The 21,029-nt window shown below is 69.3% G+C and carries 18 protein-coding genes; 8 read left to right on the top strand and 10 right to left on the bottom strand.

Features of this window, described 5'->3' with window-relative positions:
• The first annotated feature begins 165 nt into the window (after positions 1–165).
• The 3 genes from OG972_RS03095 to OG972_RS03105 all read left to right on the top strand — a co-directional run bounded on the left by OG972_RS03095 (position 166) and on the right by OG972_RS03105 (position 2,298).
• Complete coding sequence (locus OG972_RS03095; protein WP_266978143.1) at positions 166–501, top strand: CBS domain-containing protein; 336 nt, start codon at positions 166–168, stop codon at positions 499–501.
• Between the two features lie 6 nt (positions 502–507).
• On the top strand, positions 508–1,146 hold the full coding sequence (locus tag OG972_RS03100) for a CBS domain-containing protein (protein ID WP_266978144.1): 639 nt from the start codon (positions 508–510) through the stop codon (positions 1,144–1,146).
• A gap of 276 nt (positions 1,147–1,422) precedes the next feature.
• Positions 1,423–2,298 (top strand): universal stress protein, encoded by an 876-nt coding sequence (locus tag OG972_RS03105; protein ID WP_266978145.1) that lies wholly within the window; start codon positions 1,423–1,425, stop codon positions 2,296–2,298.
• Between the two features lie 188 nt (positions 2,299–2,486).
• On the opposite strand, the gene OG972_RS03110 is transcribed toward OG972_RS03105, so the two are convergent.
• The 4 genes from OG972_RS03110 to OG972_RS03125 form a co-directional block, all read right to left on the bottom strand.
• Positions 2,487–2,672 (bottom strand): hypothetical protein, encoded by a 186-nt coding sequence (locus OG972_RS03110; protein WP_266978146.1) that lies wholly within the window; start codon positions 2,670–2,672, stop codon positions 2,487–2,489.
• Between the two features lie 472 nt (positions 2,673–3,144).
• The gene (locus OG972_RS03115; RefSeq protein ID WP_266978147.1) at positions 3,145–3,858 is read right to left on the bottom strand and encodes an Hsp20/alpha crystallin family protein; all 714 of its coding nucleotides are present in this window, start codon (positions 3,856–3,858) and stop codon (positions 3,145–3,147) included.
• A 292-nt stretch (positions 3,859–4,150) separates the two neighbouring features.
• On the bottom strand, positions 4,151–6,616 hold the full coding sequence (locus tag OG972_RS03120) for a glycoside hydrolase family 65 protein (protein ID WP_266978148.1): 2,466 nt from the start codon (positions 6,614–6,616) through the stop codon (positions 4,151–4,153).
• On the bottom strand, positions 6,616–7,374 hold the full coding sequence (locus tag OG972_RS03125) for an HAD family phosphatase (protein ID WP_266978149.1): 759 nt from the start codon (positions 7,372–7,374) through the stop codon (positions 6,616–6,618). Before OG972_RS03125 ends, OG972_RS03120 begins: the two co-directional genes overlap by 1 nt.
• Positions 7,375–7,875: 501 nt before the next feature.
• Here OG972_RS03125 and OG972_RS03130 point away from each other — a divergent pair.
• Positions 7,876–8,334 (top strand): cyclic nucleotide-binding domain-containing protein, encoded by a 459-nt coding sequence (locus tag OG972_RS03130; RefSeq protein ID WP_266978150.1) that lies wholly within the window; start codon positions 7,876–7,878, stop codon positions 8,332–8,334.
• Positions 8,335–8,440: 106 nt separating this feature from the next.
• Positions 8,441–9,154, top strand: coding sequence for a response regulator transcription factor (locus OG972_RS03135; protein WP_266978151.1), 714 nt, complete (start codon positions 8,441–8,443; stop codon positions 9,152–9,154).
• 34 nt (positions 9,155–9,188) lie between these two features.
• Here OG972_RS03135 and OG972_RS03140 read toward each other — a convergent pair whose 3' ends face one another.
• Positions 9,189–10,904 (bottom strand): GAF domain-containing sensor histidine kinase, encoded by a 1,716-nt coding sequence (locus tag OG972_RS03140; protein WP_266978152.1) that lies wholly within the window; start codon positions 10,902–10,904, stop codon positions 9,189–9,191.
• 257 nt (positions 10,905–11,161) lie between these two features.
• Here OG972_RS03140 and OG972_RS03145 point away from each other — a divergent pair, with 257 nt between their 5' ends.
• The gene (locus OG972_RS03145; RefSeq protein WP_266978153.1) at positions 11,162–12,154 is read left to right on the top strand and encodes a nitroreductase; all 993 of its coding nucleotides are present in this window, start codon (positions 11,162–11,164) and stop codon (positions 12,152–12,154) included.
• A 145-nt stretch (positions 12,155–12,299) separates the two neighbouring features.
• On the opposite strand, the gene OG972_RS03150 is transcribed toward OG972_RS03145, so the two are convergent.
• Positions 12,300–12,980 carry a pyridoxamine 5'-phosphate oxidase family protein gene (locus OG972_RS03150; RefSeq protein ID WP_266978154.1) on the bottom strand — a complete coding sequence of 227 codons (681 nt, stop codon included), beginning with the start codon at positions 12,978–12,980 and terminating at the stop codon, positions 12,300–12,302.
• A 19-nt stretch (positions 12,981–12,999) separates the two neighbouring features.
• Positions 13,000–14,073 (bottom strand): zinc-dependent alcohol dehydrogenase family protein, encoded by a 1,074-nt coding sequence (locus OG972_RS03155; protein WP_266978155.1) that lies wholly within the window; start codon positions 14,071–14,073, stop codon positions 13,000–13,002.
• Between the two features lie 213 nt (positions 14,074–14,286).
• On the opposite strand from OG972_RS03155, the gene OG972_RS03160 reads away from it, so the two are divergent.
• The gene (locus tag OG972_RS03160) at positions 14,287–15,312 is read left to right on the top strand and encodes a zinc-binding alcohol dehydrogenase family protein (RefSeq protein WP_266978156.1); all 1,026 of its coding nucleotides are present in this window, start codon (positions 14,287–14,289) and stop codon (positions 15,310–15,312) included.
• A gap of 252 nt (positions 15,313–15,564) precedes the next feature.
• Here OG972_RS03160 and nhaA read toward each other — a convergent pair whose 3' ends face one another.
• Entirely contained in the window at positions 15,565–17,454 is a 1,890-nt protein-coding gene (nhaA, locus tag OG972_RS03165; protein WP_266978157.1) for a Na+/H+ antiporter NhaA, read from the bottom strand.
• A gap of 825 nt (positions 17,455–18,279) precedes the next feature.
• Positions 18,280–18,444: a hypothetical protein gene (locus OG972_RS03170; protein ID WP_266978158.1), complete on the bottom strand. Its 165-nt coding sequence runs from the start codon at positions 18,442–18,444 to the stop codon at positions 18,280–18,282.
• A 183-nt stretch (positions 18,445–18,627) separates the two neighbouring features.
• Between OG972_RS03170 and OG972_RS03175 the strand changes: the two genes are divergently transcribed.
• A complete protein-coding gene (locus tag OG972_RS03175) occupies positions 18,628–20,073 on the top strand; it encodes a glyceraldehyde-3-phosphate dehydrogenase (protein WP_266978159.1) in 1,446 nt (481 codons plus the stop codon).
• A 502-nt stretch (positions 20,074–20,575) separates the two neighbouring features.
• Here the strand turns inward: OG972_RS03175 and OG972_RS03180 are convergent.
• Positions 20,576–20,995 (bottom strand): PPOX class F420-dependent oxidoreductase, encoded by a 420-nt coding sequence (locus OG972_RS03180; RefSeq protein ID WP_266978160.1) that lies wholly within the window; start codon positions 20,993–20,995, stop codon positions 20,576–20,578.
• Positions 20,996–21,029 lie beyond the last annotated feature (34 nt).

A 21,029-nucleotide genomic window follows, 5' to 3' on the forward strand; every position in this document is an offset into this window, starting at 1 on the left:
CCTGCCCTTCGCGCAGGACGCGGAAAGGGCCCTCCCCCGCTGCTCGTGATTTCCCGCGCATGTGCCCGAGGGCCGAACAGCCCCCGGCGAACCCCGGAAGGCCCTACCCCCTGCGCACGCCGGTGCCCACGCTCGGAGTATGGGCACCCCTCCCCGGGAGGAATCATGCAGCACCTGCGCACCGTCAACGACGTGATGGCCCACGCTGTGGTCTCGGTCGACCGCGGAGCGGCGTTCCAGAACATCGTGGAGTCCATGCAGCAGTGGCGTATCAGCGCGCTGCCGGTCGTAGCGGACGACGGGTGGGTCGCCGGTGTGATCTCCGGGGCGGACCTGCTGCCCGAAGCGCAGGGGGTGGACGTGCCGCGCTCCGATACGGCCGGACAGCTCATGACCGCGCCGACGGTGACGGTGACGCGCGACGCGACCCTGGCCGGCGCCGCCCCCGGAGTCGTGGAGGTCACGGTTCGGGTGAACGCCGACAATCCCCCGCGAAGGTGATCGCCGATGAGGCATCGCAGTGTCGCGGATCTGATGACGCCCACGGCCGTCAGCGTCCAGCGCGGCACGGGTTTCAAGGAGATCACCAGACTTCTGGACGAGTTCGGTATCACGGCCGTGCCCGTACTGGATGACGACAGGCATCCCGTGGGCGTCGTCTCCGAGGCCGATCTGCTCCGTCGCCGGAACGCCGGAAGTGGTACGCCCACCGCGGTCGATCTCATGTCCAGCCCTGCCATCACCGCTCGCCCCGACTGGAGTGCGGTCCGTGCTGCTCGTGTGATGGAGGAGCACAGAGTGAAGAGGCTCCCGGTCGTCGACGCCGAGGACAGGCTGATCGGGATAGTCGCCCGCAGCGACCTCCTCCAGTTGTTCCTGCGAAGGGATCGCGCGATCCAGGAGGAGATTCTTGAGGATGTGCTGACCTGCGCACTCGGGCTCAGCCCGTCTGCTTTGACCGTAGAAGTAGCCGACGGTCTGGTCACCCTCAGCGGCACCGTGCCCCGGCGCAGCCTCGTTCCCGTCATCCTGCGGATGTGCCAGAGCGTCGACGGCGTCGTGGATGTGATCGATCGGCTCGACTACGAGCAGGACGACCTGTCGGACGGCCAGATGAGAACACAGGACGGGGGGAGAACTCAGTGAGACATCGGGACGTACGTGAGCTGATGGCCTGTGCGTTCGGCGCGGTTCCCAGGAGCGCACCGCGCAAGGACCGCATGAGCCACCTCACGGCTACCAGGTGTCGTCGGCCGGGCGCGCCACTCGCCCGAAGCGGCCCCGGCAGGCCTTCCCCTGCCACCGTCGACGGGGCAGGAGGCTGCCCCCTGTCGTGAACTCTCGTACATCCGGCGATCCACCCGGTACGCGCTGCGACGAGCCCCGTGTCCGCGTGTCCGCATCCGTAGGAGACGAGTCGTCATGAACCACAGCATCGTCGTCGGCCTGGACGGGTCGACGGAAAGTACCGCAGCGGTTCACTGGGCCGCACGCGAGGCGCTTCTGCGGGACGCGCCGCTGCATCTTGTCCATGCCGCGGATTGGTCGTCCCCCCTCGGTATTCCGGCCACCGGCACCGCCGCCGGCCGTGAGTGGGCCGATGCGCTCCTGCGCGACACAGTGGACGAACTTCGCCGCCTTCATGGTCGACTGGAGGTCCGGGCCCGGTCGGTCGACGGCCGGCCGGCCGTCTCGCTCGCGACCGCAGCGGCCTCTGCGGACATGCTCGTTCTCGGCTCCCGCGGGCTCGGCACACTGACCGGGTTCGTCCTCGGTTCGGTCGGGATGGGTGTCATCCCCGCGACCGAGCGACCCGTGATTCTGGTACGTGCGCACGAGGACGCCCTGCCACACGCCGAAGGCCTTCACACGGACCGGGACATCGTGGTCGGCATCGATATCGGCCGGCCGTGCGACGCACTCCTGGACTTCGCCTTCGAGGAGGCATCACGTCGGCGATGCACTCTGCGTGCGCTGTTGACCTGGACGCTTCCGCCCCTCGCCGGGTACGGCGCGGCGTACGATGCGAGCCTCCATGAACAGATGGCCGACAGCATGACCGTCGGCCTGGACGACAGACTGCAGCCTTGGCGCGACACGTTCCCCTCCGTCGACGTGGTCGCGCGGGCGACGGTCGGCCACGCGGCGGAGCAGCTCGTGGAGACCGGAGCCGAGGCGGGTCTCGTCGTCGTAGGGCGTCGCATCCGTCAGTCCTCCGTGGGCGCGCACATCGGGCCCGTCGCCCACGCCGTCCTTCATCATTCCCGTGCGCCCGTCGCCGTCATCGCCCACCGGTGAGGAGCAGTATCTCCTGCCCTTCGCCGACCTGGATGCGTGGCGTCGGATCACCCCGGCGGCGGGCCGCCTCTTGCCCAGAGAGGCCGCGCGGGCCGGTGCCGAGTTCCCGGCGCAGCAGTGGAAGCGGCTCCAGCGGGTCCCTGCTCGGCATCGGAGCAGAGGCGGTGGTCCTGGCCCCGGTGGAGCCGTCAGTCGTCATCGGCCCCCGAGTCCCGGCGCAGCCGGCCGGACCAGCGCGGCTCCACGCGCTCCCACTCCTGGTCCCAGTGGGCAAGGCTGCGTGTCTCGACGCGGCGGAGCCTGAGGCGGACGACCAATCCGGCGGACAGGGCGACCACGCCCATGGCACAGGCCCCGGCTGCGGCGGCCTGCACGGCGCGATCTCCACGGGAATGCGGGGCAGCCGAAATCCTGCCCGAGTCATCCACCCACAGCGTGACCGTCCGGCCCACTGGCGTGTTCGGGGTGACCGCGATGGTGTCCGTGTGAGGTACGGAGGCGGGATACTCCCAGAAGGCCCGAGCCGTTGCTTCCGAAGCCCCCGCAAACCGGGCAGGGAGTCGGCCTTCGGCCTTGCTGACCGTTGTCGCCGTCACCTGGTGGCGGTGTCGGGCCTCGTGCTGCGCGGTCACGCTGTCGGCGTCCCAGACTTTGATTCCGACAGCGACGCCGCAGAACACTGCCACAAGCGCAAACACCAAGGAGGCGGCGAGCCAGCGGCTGCAGACACGGTCGGCAGTCCGTTGCAGCGGATTCCGGCGGCGCTCGAACGGTCGTCGTATGCGGCTTCTGTGCCACTTCCTGGGCCACATGGGCTCGGATCCGGGCGAGTCGGCCTGGAACATGTCACGCCTCCGCCCTGTGCCGTCGCCGTCCCCGCACGCAGCGGTGGGTTCGGCACCCGGGAGATGAGCTCTGGTCTGGCCCCCGGAAGAGTGCGGAAGTCTTCACCCCGGCCCGCTCCCGTGCGGGGTGGACACCGCCTCCGGCGGGTTGCAAGGGCACCCGCACGGTGAGGATGCCGTCCTCGCACGCCTCCTTGACGTCTTCCGGCGGACTCTCGGCCGGCAGGCGGACGGTGCGCCGGAACGAGCCGTGGCGGAGCTCCGAGTGTTCCTGCTCCGTCTTGCTCCCGGTGTGCTCGGCGCCGATGGCGAGGGTGTTGCCCTCGACCGGGGTCCGGATTTCTTTCTCGGGGTCCATCCCGGGCAGTTCGGCTCGCAGCGCCCACGCCCGTCCTCGTCGCTCACCTCGTTCGGGATCGGGTGAACATCGATGATCGGCCGCCACGCCGGGGACCGGGGGAAGCCGACGCCGAACCAGTCCATGAGATCGGGGAAGAGGCCTTGTCTCCGCTCCATCTGCGTTCCTGACATCGCGTGCTCCACTTCCGGCGCCTCGGGGGCGCCACCGCCACCATCGATGTCCGTCTTCAATTTCGCCCGGCAGGGCACACTCCCGCTTGGGGCCAACGGGCCTCTGCGGGGGCCGTCCGGCCCCCTCCTTGCCGGTGAACCTCGGCGGATGCCCACCGTCGTCGTCCCGGCTTTCGCGATCCATCCCACCGAAATCGGCACGCCGGAGGCCGCCTCATGCCGCCGTCTCCTGTCCGCGGTGCCGCGGCGGGACGGCTGCGGACATGGGCCGTCGGGTCCCGTCGGAGACCGGACGGCCCATGTTCGAACCTTTGGTCGGATCAACCCGTGAGCCGTCGAATCAGCGGCCCCGGCCCGGGAGACGTCATGCCAGGCAACCCGGACATCGTCGGTGATGTGATGACACGCGGCGTAATCACCGTCCGTGATGTCACCCACCCGGCCCCGGCCCGGAAAGGGCCACCGGTGGTGGGATCTCAGTCCTGACGTCCCTTCCTGTGACGGCGGGCGGGGCGTCGGCCCGACGGGAGATCGAGCCATCGCACCGTGCCGGGGACGATCATGTGGGTGTGGCCGCCCAGGACCAGCCGGACGGCTGGGTGGTGCGAGTCCGATATCGCGATCCGGAGCCGCTGCTCCCGTATGCCCAGGTCCACCTCGTGCCCGCGGAATCCGATGCGTACCCCGAATTGCGAGAGTTGGGGAAGCGGGGCGGGGGAGAGCCACAGTGCGTCGTCACGCGTCTCCAGCCCGGTCATTCCGCGCTGCACGAAATCGAGAGTGCCGGCCATCGCCCCCAGATGGATGCCTTCCGCCGTGGTGCCGCCCTGGATGTCGATCACGTCACCGGTCAGTGCTTCCTCGCAGTACGCCCACGCCTCCTCGCGGTGCGCCCGTGCCAGCACCCAGGCATGAACCAGGGAGCTGAGGGTGGAACCGTGGCTCGTACGCGCGAGGTAGTAGTCGACGGTGGCGCGCCAGGTGTCGTCATCCAGCACATGTCCGAGGCGCTGGAACAGGCCACCGAGTTCTCCCGGGGAGAACAGGTAGCCGAGCATCAGCACATCGGCCTGTTTGGATGCCTGGTAACGGTTGACCGTGTCGCCCTCCGCCTCAAGGATGCGGTCGAGCCGCCGGATGTCGCCGTAGCGCTTCCGGTAAGCGGCCCAGTCGAGTTCGTCCAATTCTCCGTATCCGGCGAACTGGCTGATGACACCACGGTGATACGGCACATGCAGCCGACGGGAGACGTCCTCCCAGCGCTCCAGCTCCGCGGGGTCGAGGCGGATGCGCTCCAGCAGGAGCTTCCTTCGATGTTCGGGCAGGTCGCGACACAGCTCCGTGGCCCGTGCCAGCACCCAGGCCGCCGTCACGTTCGTGTACGTGTTGTCGTCTATGCCTGCAGTCCCGGCTCCCGGATAGGCGTCGTGGTACTCGTCGGGGCCGACCACACCGCGGATGCGGTACCGGGCCGACGACGCGTCCCATGCGGCGCTGTCCGCCCAGAACCGGGCGATCTGCAGCAGCATTTCCGCGCCCTTGGAATGCAGGTAATCCGTGTCCGCGGTGGCCTGGCAGTACTGCCACACGTTGTAGGCGACAGCCGAACCGACGTGGTGCTGCAGACGTGAACGGTCGGGCAGCCAGCGCCCCGAACGGGGATTGAGATGGATTTCCTGGGTCTCCTCCCGGCCGTCGTCGGCACTCTGCCACGGGTACATGGCCCCGGCCCGTCCCACCTGTTGTGCCGCGCGGCAGGCCGCGGTCAGCCTCCGGTGGCGGTAGTCCAGAAGTCCCCGGGAAACCTCAGGGAAATGCAGACTCAGGAACCTCAGCACGAAGAGCTCGTCCCAGAAGACATGACCCCGGTATGCCTCTCCGTGCAGTCCTCTCGCCGGCACGCCCACATCGAGCTCTGCCGTGTGCGGGGACAGCGTCTGCAGCACGTGGAAGAGGTGAAGTCGCAGAATCCTGCCCGCTTCGCCCGGAACCTCGATCCGGGTCCGCTGCCACAGGCCGGCCCACGCCCGATGGTGGGAGGCCAGCAGCTCTGTGAACTCCGGGGCCGTTCGCACGCCGGCCACGGCAGCCCGCAGCGGGCTGCCGATCGCCGGGTCACGCGACGTGTAGAGCGCCACCGTCTTGTCCACGACGGCGTCGCATTCCGGATCCAGCGGCAGCACCAGTGTCTGGAAGACCTTCCGTGGGGTCTGCCGAGGACGGGGACGCCGCCCGGACTCATCGGGCTGCTGCCGCCCAGGACCGCCGGACGTGGCCACGATGCGGGAGGCCAGCGCGAAGCCGATGTCCGACTCCACGGTGCGACATCCGAGCCACACCACGTCGTCCTGTTCCGTTCCGGTCGACCAGCCGGTCAGATGACAGTCCGACAGGTCCCGGTACCGCGCGACACCGGCGTTCCGGATGTCGCCGTCGATCGCCGCCTCCACCTCGACCGCCCCCACCCACCCGGCCGCGGTGAAAGCCGTGCGCAGGGCGGCGAGATGCGGGTTGCCCATGTGCACCAGACGGCACTGCTCGACATACAGGCGACGGCCTGCCTCGTCCTGGTAGACGGACCGCCGGGTCAGCGTGCCGCGGCGCAGATCGAGCGTCTGCCGGTGTTCCGCGAGGTGATCGTGGTCCGGTGACAGCCACGGTCCGGGGCCTGTGCCGGCGGGGCGGATGCGGTAGCGCAGCGGCAGCCAGTTCGGCAGGTTGACCAGGTCGGCGTTCTCCACCTGTCGGCCCCGGACCGATGAGGTCAGCCGGTCGTAGCAACCCGCGACGTAGGTGCCCGGGTAGTGGGACCTGCTGGTGATGGTCTCGGATGCGGCTCCGCGGGTGGCGAAGTACCCGTTGCCGAGTGTGCACAGCGCCTCGCGCAGCCGCTCCGCCTCCGGCTCGTACCCCTCGTACAACCACTCCCAGGCCCCCGCCATCAGTCGTTGCCGATCAGCAGTTCACCGGGATCGGACACCACGATGTCGGCGCCATGGCGTCGCAGGTCCGCGGCCTTGCCGGGACCGCCTGTCCGGTCCACGCCGACCACAAGTCCGAATCCGCCGCGGCGGCCGGCCTCGACACCTGCCAGGGAGTCCTCCACCACAGCGGTGTCCGAGACGGGAACGTCGAGGCGCCGCGCCGCCTCGACGAAGAGCGCGGGATCCGGTTTCCCCGCGAGCCCCAGCCGCCGTGCCTCATTTCCGTCGACCACGGCACCGAACTGCCCGATGAGGCCGGCCCGCGACAGGAGTTCCGTCGCGTGGCGGGAGGCGGACACGGCAGCACAGGGCATCCGCTCACTGCGCAGTGCGTGAAGGAGACGAACCGTGCCGGGCCAGACATCGACCCGGTGGGTACGCAGCGTTTCCGTGAACAGCTCGTCCTTGCGTGCGGCCACCGCCCATACCGTCGCCGTGCCGGGCGGGTCGTCCGGGCTGCCATCGGGAAGGTCCAGCCCTCGCGACGCGAGGAAGGCCGCCGCACCGTCCTGTCGTGAACGGCCGTCGACGTGGCGGAGATAGTCGTCGACCGGATCGAAGGGCCGCTGTCCTTCCCGCTCCGACAGACAGGCGTCGAATGCCTTCTTCCAGGCCGCGGCGTGGCTCCGGGCGGAGTCGGTGATCACTCCGTCGGTGTCGAAGACCACGGCCCGCACGGAGTGCAGGCACGGGGCAGGAGACGGTACGGATGCCATGAACGGGGCGGTCCCTTCGCCAGGGCTTCGTTTCATGGCATCACGATTCCGGGACACGGGCGCGTCGTGGATCTCAGTAGGGCAGAGGCCGCCCGGACGGAGTACGCAGGTCGAGGGGCGGAGGCCCCGAGGGAGGCGGTGGGCGACGGACGATTCTGATGCGGCTCACTGCCACCACCTCCTGGCGCTCACCGGGTATGTGCCCAGGTGCGTCCTCCACAATCCTGCGGCGGGAGATCAGAGCCCATGGGCCGATCGGTCCCGGACCGCCCCCGTACGGCCCAAGCGGGCGGGTCGGTGAGCGGATCACCGTGAAAATCACGTGGAATGCCGGTCAACGGGCTGATGCCGTTCAGCGGGTTCGGGTGCGGCAGACCCCGGGGGTGCCCCATGACCGGGCCTCCCCCCGGAGCCCCGCCTATCGTTCACACCGGACGGTGGGGCACGCGGCCGCGCTGTCACGCGCGGAGCCGCCATTGCCCGCCAGGGACGGAGGACCCCATGTCGACGCACAGTCTGCTCGACGCGCTCCCGCCCGAGAGCCGGCAGCGCCTTCTCGACACGGCGGCACACGAGGTGCCGCTGGTCCTCGACTCACGCGTCTTCGAGGAGGGCAGGCGGGCCGATCGTTTCTGGATCATCCGCTCCGGCCGGGTCGAGGTCGACCTCCATGTGCCCGGCCGCCGCCCGGCGGTCGTCGAGACCCTGGGCCAGGACGACCTGCTGGGCTGGTCCTGGCTCTGCTCCCCGCATGTGTGGCACATGGGTGCGCACGTGGTCCACGCGGGTCAGGCCCTGGAGTTCGACGCCGCTACCGTCCGCGCGCTGTGCGCGGCCGATGCGGTGCTGGGCCGGGCGGTGTACAAGTACGTGGCCGAGACAGTGGCGGAGCGGTTGTACGGAACGCGGAAGAGGTTGCTCCAGCTGTACGGTCCCCAGGCCGACATCGCCGAGGACTGAATGGCCCGGGTGGTGCAGGGGCCGATCGGCTCTGGTGCACCGTCGGCGTGCGGGCCACGATGAACATGGGGCCGGTGGAGAGCCCTGCAGAAGCGAGGTGGGCGCCATGAGCGGCGAAGCCGCGTTCTCCGCGCAGAATCCGATCCGGGTGTTCCTGCTCGACGACCACGAGGTGGTCAGGCGCGGGGTGCAGGATCTGCTCGACGCGGAACCCGACATCGAGGTCGTCGGCGATGCCGGTACGGCCGATCATGCGCTGGCCCGTGGCCCGGCGTTGCGCCCGGATGTCGCGATCCTCGATGTGCGGCTCCCCGACGGCGACGGAATCAGCGTCTGTCGTGAACTGCGTTCGCGGATGCCGGACCTGGCCTGCCTGATGCTCACCTCGTTCGATGACGACGAAGCGCTGCTCGACGCCATCATGGCGGGCGCAGCAGGCTACGTGCTCAAGGAGATCAAGGGGTCCGACCTCGTCACAGCCGTCCGCACGCTGGCTTCCGGGCGCTCCACCCTCGATCCGGCGACCACCGCACGGTTGATGAACAGCCTGCGCGGAGAGGGTTCCGGCGCCGAGGCCGAGGCCGAGGATGCGCTTTCCACACTGTCTCCACGGGAGAAGGACGTACTTGCTCTGATCGGTGAGGGACTGACCAACAGCCAGATCGGCAAACGCCTCTATCTGTCCGAGAAGACGGTCAAGAACCACATTTCCCGCCTCCTGGCGAAGCTCGGCGTGGAGCGCCGTATTCAGGCAGCCGTGATCGCCGCGCACAGACCGGCACCCTCCTCGCCGCCCTCGGCGAGCGGTCGCGAGTACTGACGCCGAAACTGCGGCCTGCCGCGCGGTCCACGGATCATGTCAGTCGCAGAGGCACGCGCCACCTCACCCGGGTGCCGCCCTCCGCCGATGGCTCGACCGTCATGTCACCGCCGAGGTTCTTGGCGCGCTGCGCAAGGTTGTCCAGCCCACTGTGTGCGCCGTCGTGTTCCGGCATGCCCACTCCGTTGTCGGACACGACCAACGTCAGCGCTCCCTCACCGACCACCATCGAGACGTCCGCCGAGGTCGCCCGGGCATGGCGTGCGACATTGCTGAGCGCTTCGCCGAGCACCGCGATCACCTGGTCCGCGGTCTCAGCCGGCACGTCTGTGTCGATGAGCCCTCCCATGCGGAGGGACGGCTGGAAGCCCAGGGCACGTGCGGCCTGCTCCACCGCGGTCAGCGTGCGGACGCGCAGACCTTGTTCGGCACGGCCCGATTCGCGTGCGCGGAGGCCGAAGATCGTGGACCGGATGATCTTGATGGTCTCGTCGAGATCGTCCACGGCACGCAGCAGTCGTTCACTGGCCCGGGGATGGTCCACGAACCGCACCACGCTCTGGAGGGTCATACCGGTGGCGAACAGCCGCTGAATGGCGAGGTCGTGCAGGTCCCGGGCAATCCGGTCCCGGTCCTCCAGCAGGGCGATCTGCTCGGCGGACTCGCGCCGTTCCGTGAGTTCCATCGCCAGCGCCGCCTGCCCGGCGAACGTCAGCAGGGGCGCGGTCTCCCACTCGGTGAATGCGGGACGCTCCCGTACACGGGCCAGCAGCAGCACCCCCAGGACCCGTCCCCCCGTCTTCATCGGCACCGCGACAGCCGGACCGAGCCCTGCCCATCGCGGGGGCCCAGCGGTGATCCTCGGATCACACTCGACATCGAGGCTGATGATCGGCTCGCCGGCGTGGAGAGCTGAGCCGACGAACGAACCTTCGCGTGGCAGAACCAGTCCGCGGTGCGTGTCGGCGTCCACGCCGGAGGCTATCGCCACACGCAGGGCGCCCTCCCCCTCGGGGAGCGCCAGAACACCCAGGTCGGCGGAGAGGATACGGGAGGCATGGTCGACGATCATCTGCAGGACGTACGCCTCGTCCACCCCGCTCAGCAGACCCTCGACGATCTCGCTGTTGGCCTCCTGCCAACGCTGCCGGTCACACGTCTCCGAATACAGGCGTGCGTTCTCGATGGCGACCCCGGCTGCCACAGCGAGGGTGGAGAGCACCGTCTCGTCCTCGGCGTCGAAGGCGCGGCCACCCCGTTTCTCGGTCAGGTACAGGTTGCCGAACACCTCGTCGCGGACCCGGATGGGCACCCCCAGAAACGAGTGCATGGGGGGATGGTTCGGCGGGAACCCGTGGGACGACCGGTGGTCGGCGAGTTCAGTGAGCCTCAGGGGCACGGGGTGGCGGATCAGCTCGCCGAGGATGCCGTGCCCCTCGGGCAGCGAGCCGATGGCTTCTCTCTGTTCGTCCGTGATGCCCACGGGCAGAAACTGTGCAAGGCGGGTCCCCTCGCCGAGCACCCCGAGGGCTCCGTACTCGGCATCGACCACGACGACCGCGGCTTCGACGATCCGGCGCAGCACCTGCGGCAGATCGAGCCCCCTTCCCACCGACATGACGGCGTCCAGCAGCAGCGCCGCCTCGGCGGGTCCGCGCTTCGAAAGATCGAGGCGTTCCTGGAGGTCGCCGGGGAGTGTGCCCAGCCGACGGCGTTCCTCGCCGTTGCGGTCAGTGCCCTTGTCGCCCACGGTGCCTCCGCCGTGGCCCGCGCGTCACGGGCGGGCCATATGTCCACGGTAACGGCCGAACACCACGCGGCATCCGGTGGAGCGCACCCGAGGGAACACGTCCTGGTACGGAAACCTTCCGGCCGACGCGTCCTGAACGGCCCCGCCGAGGAGTCCGTCCGGCCCGACCGAGGGACGAATGGCCCATATCCCCGGGGAGGACGCCCCCTCCATCCTGAAGACGCTCCGACCGATATCCGCTTCCGGGGAGGCCCCCGATGCTCGCGCAGACGCCCGACGACACGACGGTGGCCGGCCTTGTCTCCGATGCCATCACAGCTCCGTCGATGCACAATGCCCAGCCCTGGCAGTTCCATTACGGACGTTCCCGTCGCACTCTTACTCTTCGGGCGGATTTCGGCCGTGCCATGCCGGAGGCCGACCCGGCCACCCGCGGACTGCATGTGGGATGCGGCGCGGCCCTCCTGAACCTGCGGGTGTCCGCAGCTCACCGGGGCCTCGCCCTGGAAACCACGCTGCTGCCCGTCCCCTCGGACCCGGCGCTGCTGGCGAGCGTCCAGCTGAAGGACGCCCCTCGGAATCCCGAGGAGGGTGCGCTCGTCGGTCTCCACCGCGCGATGCGGGAGCGGCACACCAGCCGGTACCCGTTCGACGACCGGGCGGTACCCGAGGACGTCCGCGTGCTCTTCACCGAAGCGGCCCGTGCCGAAGGGGCGGACTTCTCGTTCCTGACCCCGACGCACCTGGAGACCGTGCTGGCACTGATCCGGGATGCCGAGGGGTACGACCGGAGGGACCCCGCACGGGAGGCGGAGCAGCACCACTGGACCCGGGACACGGAGGCGGAGGCGTCCGTCGACGGGATCCCGGACTACGCCTTCGGCCCCTGCGACGCGTCCGGAAGGTCGACGGTCCGCGACTTCGCGGGCACCGCTGTCCTGGCGGGCCGCGCACGCGTCCTGTTCGAGAAGCAGCCGCAGCTGGCCCTTCTGAGCACTGCGGGAGACCGCCCCGTGGACTGGTTGCGCGCCGGTCAGGCCCTGGAACGTGTTCTGCTCACAGCCACGCTGAAGGAGGTGTCCACCTCGTTCGCGACGCAGCCCCTCGAATGGCCGGACCTGCGGTGGATCCTCCGTGACCCCGTCTCCGGCACGGGACACCCACAGATGATCATCCGCATGGGTTACGGGCCGACGGGGCCCCGCACACCACGCCGCCCCCTGGAAGAGGTTCTGACGATCGAACCGTAGAACCCTCCCGGACTGACCGGACGCCGCCGGGTGCGCCCCCCGGCACCGGGCAGTCGCAGCATGCGCGAACTCCCGCCCGCTGCACACCGCCCGCTGCACACCGTTTGCGGCGCGATCGGCGTGCCGGCGACGGCAGGCATCTTTGTCACTTCTGCACCACGCGACGCCCGGTGATACGGGTGGGGGTGACCACCATCCAATGGGTGCGGGGGCCACCCGCCCAGGGAAGGGAGCGGGCAACATGGTCCAGTCGCTGGATGGCCTGGGCAGCCGTGACACCTGATGCATCGCCCACCACCAGCACACTCCAGCCCTGGCTCATCACATCGTCGATGTGATCGGCCTCGAAGGCCACCTCGGTTCCCGCGGACGCGGCCAGAAGTCCGTCGCCGGTGGTCCGGAACGCAATCTCGTTGCCCTCCAGCACGTAGTTGACCGGGAAGATGGCCGGCCCGTCCGCCGTGACGATCGCGATCCTGCCCACACCGTGCGTCGACAGCAGTCGAAGGCACTCGGTGTCACTGAGCGCGATGAGTTCGGCGCCCGGCAGTGCCGCTGCCCTGCCCGGCGGACGTTCCACCGTCATACCGGTCAGCTCGGCCACGGTCGTCTCCAACGCATCCGCGAGGCGCACCAGAACACTGACGGCCGGTACGGCGGCCCGATCCTCCACATAGGCGATGTACGAGGGAGCGGCGCCGCAGCGTTCGGCCACCTCCTCACGGGTGAGACCGAGTTCCTGACGGCGCGCTGCCACCCGCCGACCGAGGTCGCTGCGGCCGGTCGGAGACTCGGTGGAAGCGGATGCAGGCGTGCCCTCGCTCATGGTCCTCACGTCCTTCGGGTCACGGCAGGTCGGGGACGGAGACGGCGTTGTGCTGCGGGCCGCCCAGCGTCACCTTAAGGGCTCCGGTTTCGGCGGCGCGGGAGAAGATGTCGTACGCCTCCTCCATCTGGCCCAGCTCGAATTGGTGGGTGACCAGCGAAGCCGACGGAAGGCGCCCTGCGGCCATCATGCCCAGCAACATCGGCGTCGAGTGGGTGTCCACCAGCCCGGTGGTGATCGTGACGTCCTTGATCCAGAGGTCTTCGAGGTGCAGGACCGCAGGCTTGCCGTGGACCCCGATGTTCGCGACCCGGCCACCGGGGCGGACCATCCGGGTGCACATTTCGAATGTCTCGGGTATGCCGACGGCCTCCATGGCGACATCGGCACCGAGTCCATCGGTGAGGTCCTCGACGAGGCGCTCGGGTTCCTCGCTCGCGCTCACGGTCGCGTCCGCACCGAGTGCGCGCGCGGTGGTCAGCCGGGACTCCGCGAGGTCCACCGCGATGATGCGGCCGGGGCTGTACAGACGCGCGGTGATGATGGCCGCCAGACCGATCGGCCCCGCACCGACCACGACGACCGTGTCGCCTGGCCGCACGTTGCCGTTCAGCACCCCGACCTCGTACGAGGTCGGGAAGATGTCGGCCAACAGGACCGCGTCGTTGCTGTCGACGGCACCCGGCAGCGGATGTACGGACAGGTCGGCGAACGGCACCCGCACGTATTCGGCCTGGGTGCCATCGATCGTGTGGCCCAGCACCCAACCACCGCCCTCACGGCACTGGCCGTACTGCCCGCCGCGGCAGAACCGGCACCGCCCGCAGGCGGAGATGCACGAGATCAGTACGCGGTCACCGGGGCGCACCGTGCTGACATCGCCGCCCGTCTCGACCACGGTGCCCACCGCTTCGTGCCCGAGCACCCGGCCCGGAACCACCTCGGGCACATCGCCCTTGACGATGTGCAGATCGGTGCCGCAGATAGTGACCGTGTCGACGCGGACGATCGCGTCCGCGGCGTCCTTGATGCCAGGATCCGGTACATCCCGCCATGAGGTCCGGCTGGGGCCCTGGAAGACGAGTGCCTTCATGACATCGCCCTTCTTCCTCTCAGGTCCGGTACGGGGCACTGTCAGGCTGACTCGGCAGGAGCTCGGCGCGCATGGGCCGGATGGTCCCCGGACGAGGACCTGGCGGGCCCTCCACTCCCGCCGACGCAGCAGCCGCCCCGATCTGCGGTTCCCGAAGCACATGGGGAAACCGGCCGGTTTGCCGGACCCACCCAGCGGCCGCAGGCTGGAGGTATGGGGCTCCCCCACTCACAGATGCTCAGCGGCTGGGCCGTCGGGACACCCGGACCGATCGGTACCGGCCCGCTGGTGCGGAGACACCGCCAAGTGAGCGCGCCCGCCCCGGATGAACTCCTGCTGCGGGTGGAAGCCTGCGGTGTCTGCCGCACGGACCTGCATCTCGCCGAGGGAGACCTCACGCCCCACCGTCCGTCGACGATTCCCGGGCACGAGATCGTCGGCCGGGTGGCAGCGGCCGGCGAGGCGACCGACGTGTTCCGTGTGGGCGACCGGGTCGGCGGTGCCTGGTTGCGCCGTACCTGCGGGTCCTGCCGCTACTGCCGCTCCGGACGCGAGAACCTGTGCCCCCGGTCCACGTACACGGGGTGGGATGCGGACGGCGGCTTCGCCGACCTGGTCCTTGTACCCGAGGCGTTCGCCTACCGGCTCCCCGAGTCCCAGGACGCGGCCCTGCTCGCCCCTCTCCTGTGCGCGGGAATCATCGGCTACCGGTCGCTGCGCCGCAGTGCGTTGCCGAAGGGTGGCAGGCTCGGAATCTACGGTTTCGGCGCGTCGGCCCATCTGGCCGCTCAGGTGGCTCTGGCCGACGGCGCGACCGTCCATGTGATGACGCGTTCCGCGCAGGCGCGTGAACTCGCTCTGTCCCTGGGTGTTTCATCGGTAGGCGGCGCCTACGACAGCCCACCGGAGCCGCTCGACTCGGCGATCCTGTTCGCTCCGGTGGGTGATCTGGTGCCGGTGGCCCTGGAGGGACTCGACCGGTCGGGCACCCTCGCGATCGCCGGTATCCATCTCTCCGACATTCCCGCGCTGAACTACCAGCGGCATCTCTTCCAGGAGCGGAATCTGCGGAGCGTCACCTCCAACACCCGCGAGGACGGCCGCGACTTTCTCGAACTCGCCGAACGCATCGGTATCCAGGTCACCGTCAGCCGCTATCCCCTGAACCGGGCTGATCAAGCACTGGCCGACCTGGCCGCGGACCGCGTGAACGGCGCAGCGGTGCTCACCCCCGACTGACAGGAAGCCGGTCCGCAGCCGCTCAGTCACTCCCGGGCCGGCGATGCTTGACCGGTCGCGCCGTCCGAGCACGCTGCGTGCAGCATCATCCACCCTGAGGAATGACGGCAACCCGGCCATGCGCGTGATGCAGGACTCCATGCGCGACCCGCACCGGTGGGGAACCAACACGGCGTGGGCGTCGACGGACCCTGCAGATCCACGTCTCCGGAAGTCTCGGCCAAAGCCCTGTCACCGACTGCATCCGGCGGATCACCGCATCAGTCCTGCACGCGCCCGGGCTGTTCGCACCGCGGCGGACAGCGCGTCGATGTCGTAGGCGCCGCGGTGCAGCAGGCCGTTGATGAAGAAGGTGGGGGTTCCTGTCACCCCGCTCAGATCGGCCGATTCCCTGTCCTCGGCGACCCGGTCGGCCCCCGCGTGAGTGCGCAGACTGCGATGGAAGCGCTCGGCGTCCAAGCCCAGTTCGTCCGCGTAGCGCATCAGGTCGGGCGCCCGGAGTGCGCCTTGGTGCTCCAGGAGAAGGCCGTGCATCTGCCAGAAGGCCCCCTGATCCGCCGCGGCCTCGGCCGCCTCGGCGGCGAGTTGCGCGCCGGGATGGACATCGGTGAGCGGCAGGTGCCGCCACACGTAGCGCAGATCGCCGAAGTCGGCGAGCAGGTCACGGACCACGGGTTCGGCCTGGCCGCAGTAGGGGCATTCGAAATCGGCGTACTCGACCAGTGTCACCGGAGCGATCATCGGGCCCCGCACGTGGTCACGATCGGGGTCGACCGGGACCACGAGATCGATCACCCTCTCGGCTGTGCCGAGCAGTACTCGTGCACGCCGCTGCGGCGGCAGGAGCCTGATCGCCATCGCCACGGCGCAGGTTGCGAGGAAGGAACAGGCCACCGCGCCCAGGATGCCCACCTTCGCCTCTTCCAGCCGGTCTCCGTCGAAGGCCAGCGTGGAGATCAGCAGGGCAACGGTGAACCCGACCCCGGCGATCGTGCCGCCCCCGGCGAGGGCGCCCCAACCGACCGGAGGCCGCAGCCGATTGCGGCTCAGCTGGGCAAGCAGCCAGGAGGCACCGGTGATGCCCACCGGCTTGCCGACGAGATAGCCGAACAGGATGCCCAGAGTGACCGGGGACGTTGCCGCCCGCGACAGCAGTCCCGCGTCGATGGTGATGCCGGCATTGGCGAGGGCGAACAACGGCACGATCACATAACTCGTCCACGGGTGGTACATCCGTTGCAGCCGCTCGTTGAGTGACAGCGCCGACGCCAGTCCTTGGCGCGCCGAGCGCTCCAGCTCAGGTGTGGGCTGCTCGCGGAATGAGATGAACAGATCGCTCGCGCGTTCCAGGTCGCTGCGTGCCGCCGGGTAGGCGTAGGTCAGCAGTCCCATGGCCAGACCCACGACCACCGGATCGACACCGGACTTGAGCAGCGCGACCCAGGTCGCGGCCCCCATCAGCAGGTACGTCAGTCCGTGGCGCACGCCCGCCGCCCTGACCAGCAGGATCAGGCCGAACAAGGTCACGGCGGAGAGCAGGGCGGGCACGGTGATGTGGTCGCTGTAGACGAGGGCGATGACCACCAGAGCCAGCAGGTCGTCGACGACGGTCACCGTGAGGATGAACGTGCGCAGCGCGTCGGGGAACCGTCGTCCCAGAATCGCCAGCATGCCCAGGGCGAACGCGGTGTCCGTGGACATGGCCGCTCCCCAGCCGTGGGCCGAGGCATCGCCCGAGTTGAACGCGAGGTAGATCCCGACGGGGACGAGCATCCCGGCGAGCCCCGCGGCCAGGGGCAGCATGACCCGCTGCCGCTCCCGGAGCTCGCCCATGTCGAACTCCCGGCGCGCCTCCAGCCCGATGACGAAGAAGAAGAACGTCATCAGGCCGCTGTTCACCCACTCGCGCAGGTCCAGCGATACCCCTGCCGATCCCACGGTCACCGACAGGTGCACCTCCCAGAAGGATGCGTACGCCCCGGGAGCCGCGTTCGCCCACACCAGTGCCGCCACGGTGGCGGCCAGCAGCACCGCCGCGCTGCCGGACTCGGTCCTGAGGAACGCGCGCAGCGGGGTCCGGGTCTCCGGGGCACGTGTGCTCTGCTCCCGGAAGGGAGAAGGGGAGGGGGAATCATGGGTCACGGGGCCATCACCGTGTGCCGAGGCCTTGTCGTCGGTGCAATGGCCCACCAGCGGCCGCACGGCGCTCAACCGCCACATGCATCCGGGTGGTTCCCGGGACAGGCCGCGGTTGTGATCGAGCACGGCGTCGAGCGCCACGGTGAGGGGATCGGGCGAGCGCCGTGACTGAGCCGGTATCGGCCTTCCCTGGAAGGCCGCCTGCAAGGCACTCCCCGGAGTCTTCCGACCCGGGCCGACCAGTCGACACACCGGCTGAGGCCGCTCCGCTCACGGCCTGGCGGGCGAGACGGTCCCCGCAGCAGCGGCTGGTGGAGGCCCGCACGATGTCTGCTGTCACCTTCACCAGTGAAGATCCCCTCGGAGCCCTTACCGTCGACAACCCGCCACTGAACCTCGTCTCCCATGAGACCATGGGCGCGCCGGAGAACGCGATCATTGCCGCTGCGACGCGAGGGCGCAGCTCAGTGGCGGCGAGGGCCGGATTGTCGTGGCCGGCATGGGCGTCCGCGGCTTCCACGAGAAGTCAGCGCTCCAGGCCCGCGTCATGTCCGGCCGAAGCCTCCCGTAGCAGACTCGGCTCGAAGGACTTCCCCTACTCGACGGTTGCTGCAGTTCGGGGATGTTTGCCGGGCCCCGGCCGGATGACCCGCCTCGGCACGCTTCTCGCCGACCGGACCGTCCGCGCGGTCGCTGATCTCCATGAGCACCTGGGCGTTCTGCACGCGGCCATCGACACCCACAGGCAGGCGCTCAGCGCCTGACGGCTGCATTCTGCGTCCCCGTTCGGCTCACGCACCGGCCCGTCGGCAGCGCGGGCGGACGCGTTCAGGGCAGCGTGGACGATGTAGCCCGCCCGGGAGTCCTTCGCACGTCGACCGGGCGGGCCGCTCCCCCGCCGCGGGTCACCACTGCGCGGGCGCCCCGGCCCAGCAGAGGTCCGCCGAGCCGGTCGATGCCGATGACGTCGGCACCGCGGCCGACAAGGATCACGCCGGGGGCATATTAGGGCGCACCCCGGCAAATCGATCGCCCTTACTCCGCACAGCGACCCATTCCGTCCTCCGACGTGACCATGGGGCCCGCTCACGGCATCCGGCTCAGGTGACACCGGGTGAATGATCGAAATGGCGGGCGGTTAGCATATGAGCACCGCCTAGCTCGAAAGATAAACCTGTGACTGTCAACGAGGACTCGTTCACCAACTGGAAGAACCGCGAGGAGATCACGGAGTCGATGATCCCGCTCATCGGGAAGCTGCATCGGGAGCGGGACGTCACCGTCCTGCTTCACAGCCGCTCCTTGGTGAACAAGTCGGTGGTCAGCATCCTCAAGACCCACCGATTCGCCCGGCAGATCGCCGGTGAGGAACTCTCGGTCACCGAGACGCTTCCGTTCCTGCAGGCTCTCACCACGCTCGATCTCGGCCCTTCCCAGATCGACATCGGCATGCTTGCCGCGACGTACAAGACCGACGACCGCGGCCTCTCGGTGGAGGAGTTCACCGCCGGGGCCGTCGCCGGGGCCACGGGAGCCAACAAGATCGAGCGCTGCGAGCCGCGCGACGTCGTCCTCTACGGCTTCGGCCGCATCGGCCGCCTCGTCGCCCGCCTGCTCATCGAGAAGGCCGGCTCCGGCAACGGCCTGCGGCTGCGCGCCATCGTCGTCCGCCAGGGCGGCGACCAGGACATCGTCAAGCGCGCCTCGCTGCTGCGCCGCGACTCCATCCACGGCCAGTTCCAGGGCACGATCACCGTCGATGAGGCGAGCAGCACGATCGTCGCCAACGGCAACGAGATCAAGGTGATCTACGCCAACGACCCGTCAGAGGTCGACTACACGGCGTACGGCATCAAGGACGCCATCCTCGTCGACAACACCGGCAAGTGGCGCGACCGCGAGGGTCTGTCGAAGCACCTCCGCCCCGGCGTCGCGAAGGTCGTCCTGACCGCGCCGGGCAAGGGCGACGTCCCCAACATCGTCCATGGTGTCAACCAAGACATGATCAAGCCGGACGAGCAGATCCTGTCCTGCGCGTCCTGCACCACCAACGCGATCGTCCCGCCGCTGAAGGCGATGGAGGACGAGTACGGCGTCCTGCGCGGACACGTGGAGACCGTCCACTCGTTCACCAACGACCAGAACCTGCTGGACAATTACCACAGCTCCGACCGCCGCGGCCGCTCGGCGCCGCTCAACATGGTCATCACCGAGACCGGTGCCGCGTCCGCCGTCGCCAAGGCGCTGCCCGACCTCCAGGCGAAGATCACCGGCAGCTCGATCCGCGTCCCGGTGCCGGACGTCTCGATCGCGATCCTCAACCTGCAGCTCGCGCGCGAGACCACACGCGAGGAAGTCCTCGACTACCTCCGCAACGTGTCGCTGACCTCGCCGCTCAGGCGCCAGATCGACTTCATCAGCGCCCCCGACGCGGTCTCGAGCGACTTCATCGGCTCGCGCCACGCCTCGATCGTCGACGCCGGTGCCACCAAGGTCGAGGGCGACAACGCGATCCTCTACCTGTGGTACGACAACGAGTTCGGCTACTCCTGCCAGGTCATCCGCGTCGTCCAGCACGTCTCCGGAGTCGAGTACCCGACCTTCCCGGCACCGGCGGTCTGATCTCGGCGGACTGTCCGGTCCGGTGCCTCGGCAGGCGGGGCGGCGGTGGGTGAGCAACCGGATGCCGATCGGTATCCGGTTGCTCACCCACCGTCGGCCGCCACCGGCAACGGAGTGGGCCGTACGCGGTTGCCCCCGGGTGACCTGCTGGTCACGACGTACGGCCCGCCGCGCAGTCCACTGACGCCCGGCAGGGCAGGCCAGTTCCCCTGCGCGACTGATGTCGGCACGGGCGGCACAAACACGCCTGGGTGACGAGGCGTTGGTTGAGGTCATGAACCCGACGGATGATCTGCGTGGATCCGAGCCCGGTCCAGCCTCCTGCATCACGGCGGTCGGACGGGAACCCCATTGCAACGGGGCTGCGGGCGCATATCCCAGCCGGTATCCGGCATCCCGGCCCCGCAGGACCTGAACGCCGAGGCCGGCGAGTGCGCCCGGCTCGGCTGCGACTTCGCCCCCGCTCGGCGTCCGGTGCGTGCCAGACGCCGCGGCGCGCGGGTCAGCCGGGCTGGCTGTTCTCCTTGAGCGTGCCCCAACCGTGCCAGCGGTCGATCTCGATCCAGGCGCTGACCCGGCCGCGGTCCCGCTGAGGGTACGGCGTGCCCAGGTACTGCTGGGCCAGGCGGTCGATGTCGGTGAGGTTCTTGTCCTCACGTACGTCGGCGACGTGTCCGATGATGCTGAGGTGGGTGTACCAGTTCCCCTCGGCGAGCACGGTGAGCGTGACCCGGGGGTCGTTGCGGATGTATTCGAGCCGCTTGCGGCCCTCATCCATGTTGACCAGGATCCGGCCGTCGCACCAGAGGTACCAGGTGGCCGTGGACACTGGCTGGCCGTCGGCCCGAAGCGTCGCGATGACGGCCTGGTTGGGCTTCTTCAGCATGGCGATCGCGTTCTCGGGAAGCGGTGGATTCGACACGGAATCTCCTCCTCGGTGATCCATTCTCGGTGAT

It is taken from the genome of Streptomyces sp. NBC_01669, from assembly GCF_026339735.1.
In the GTDB taxonomy this organism is placed as follows: domain Bacteria; phylum Actinomycetota; class Actinomycetes; order Streptomycetales; family Streptomycetaceae; genus Streptomyces; species Streptomyces yanii.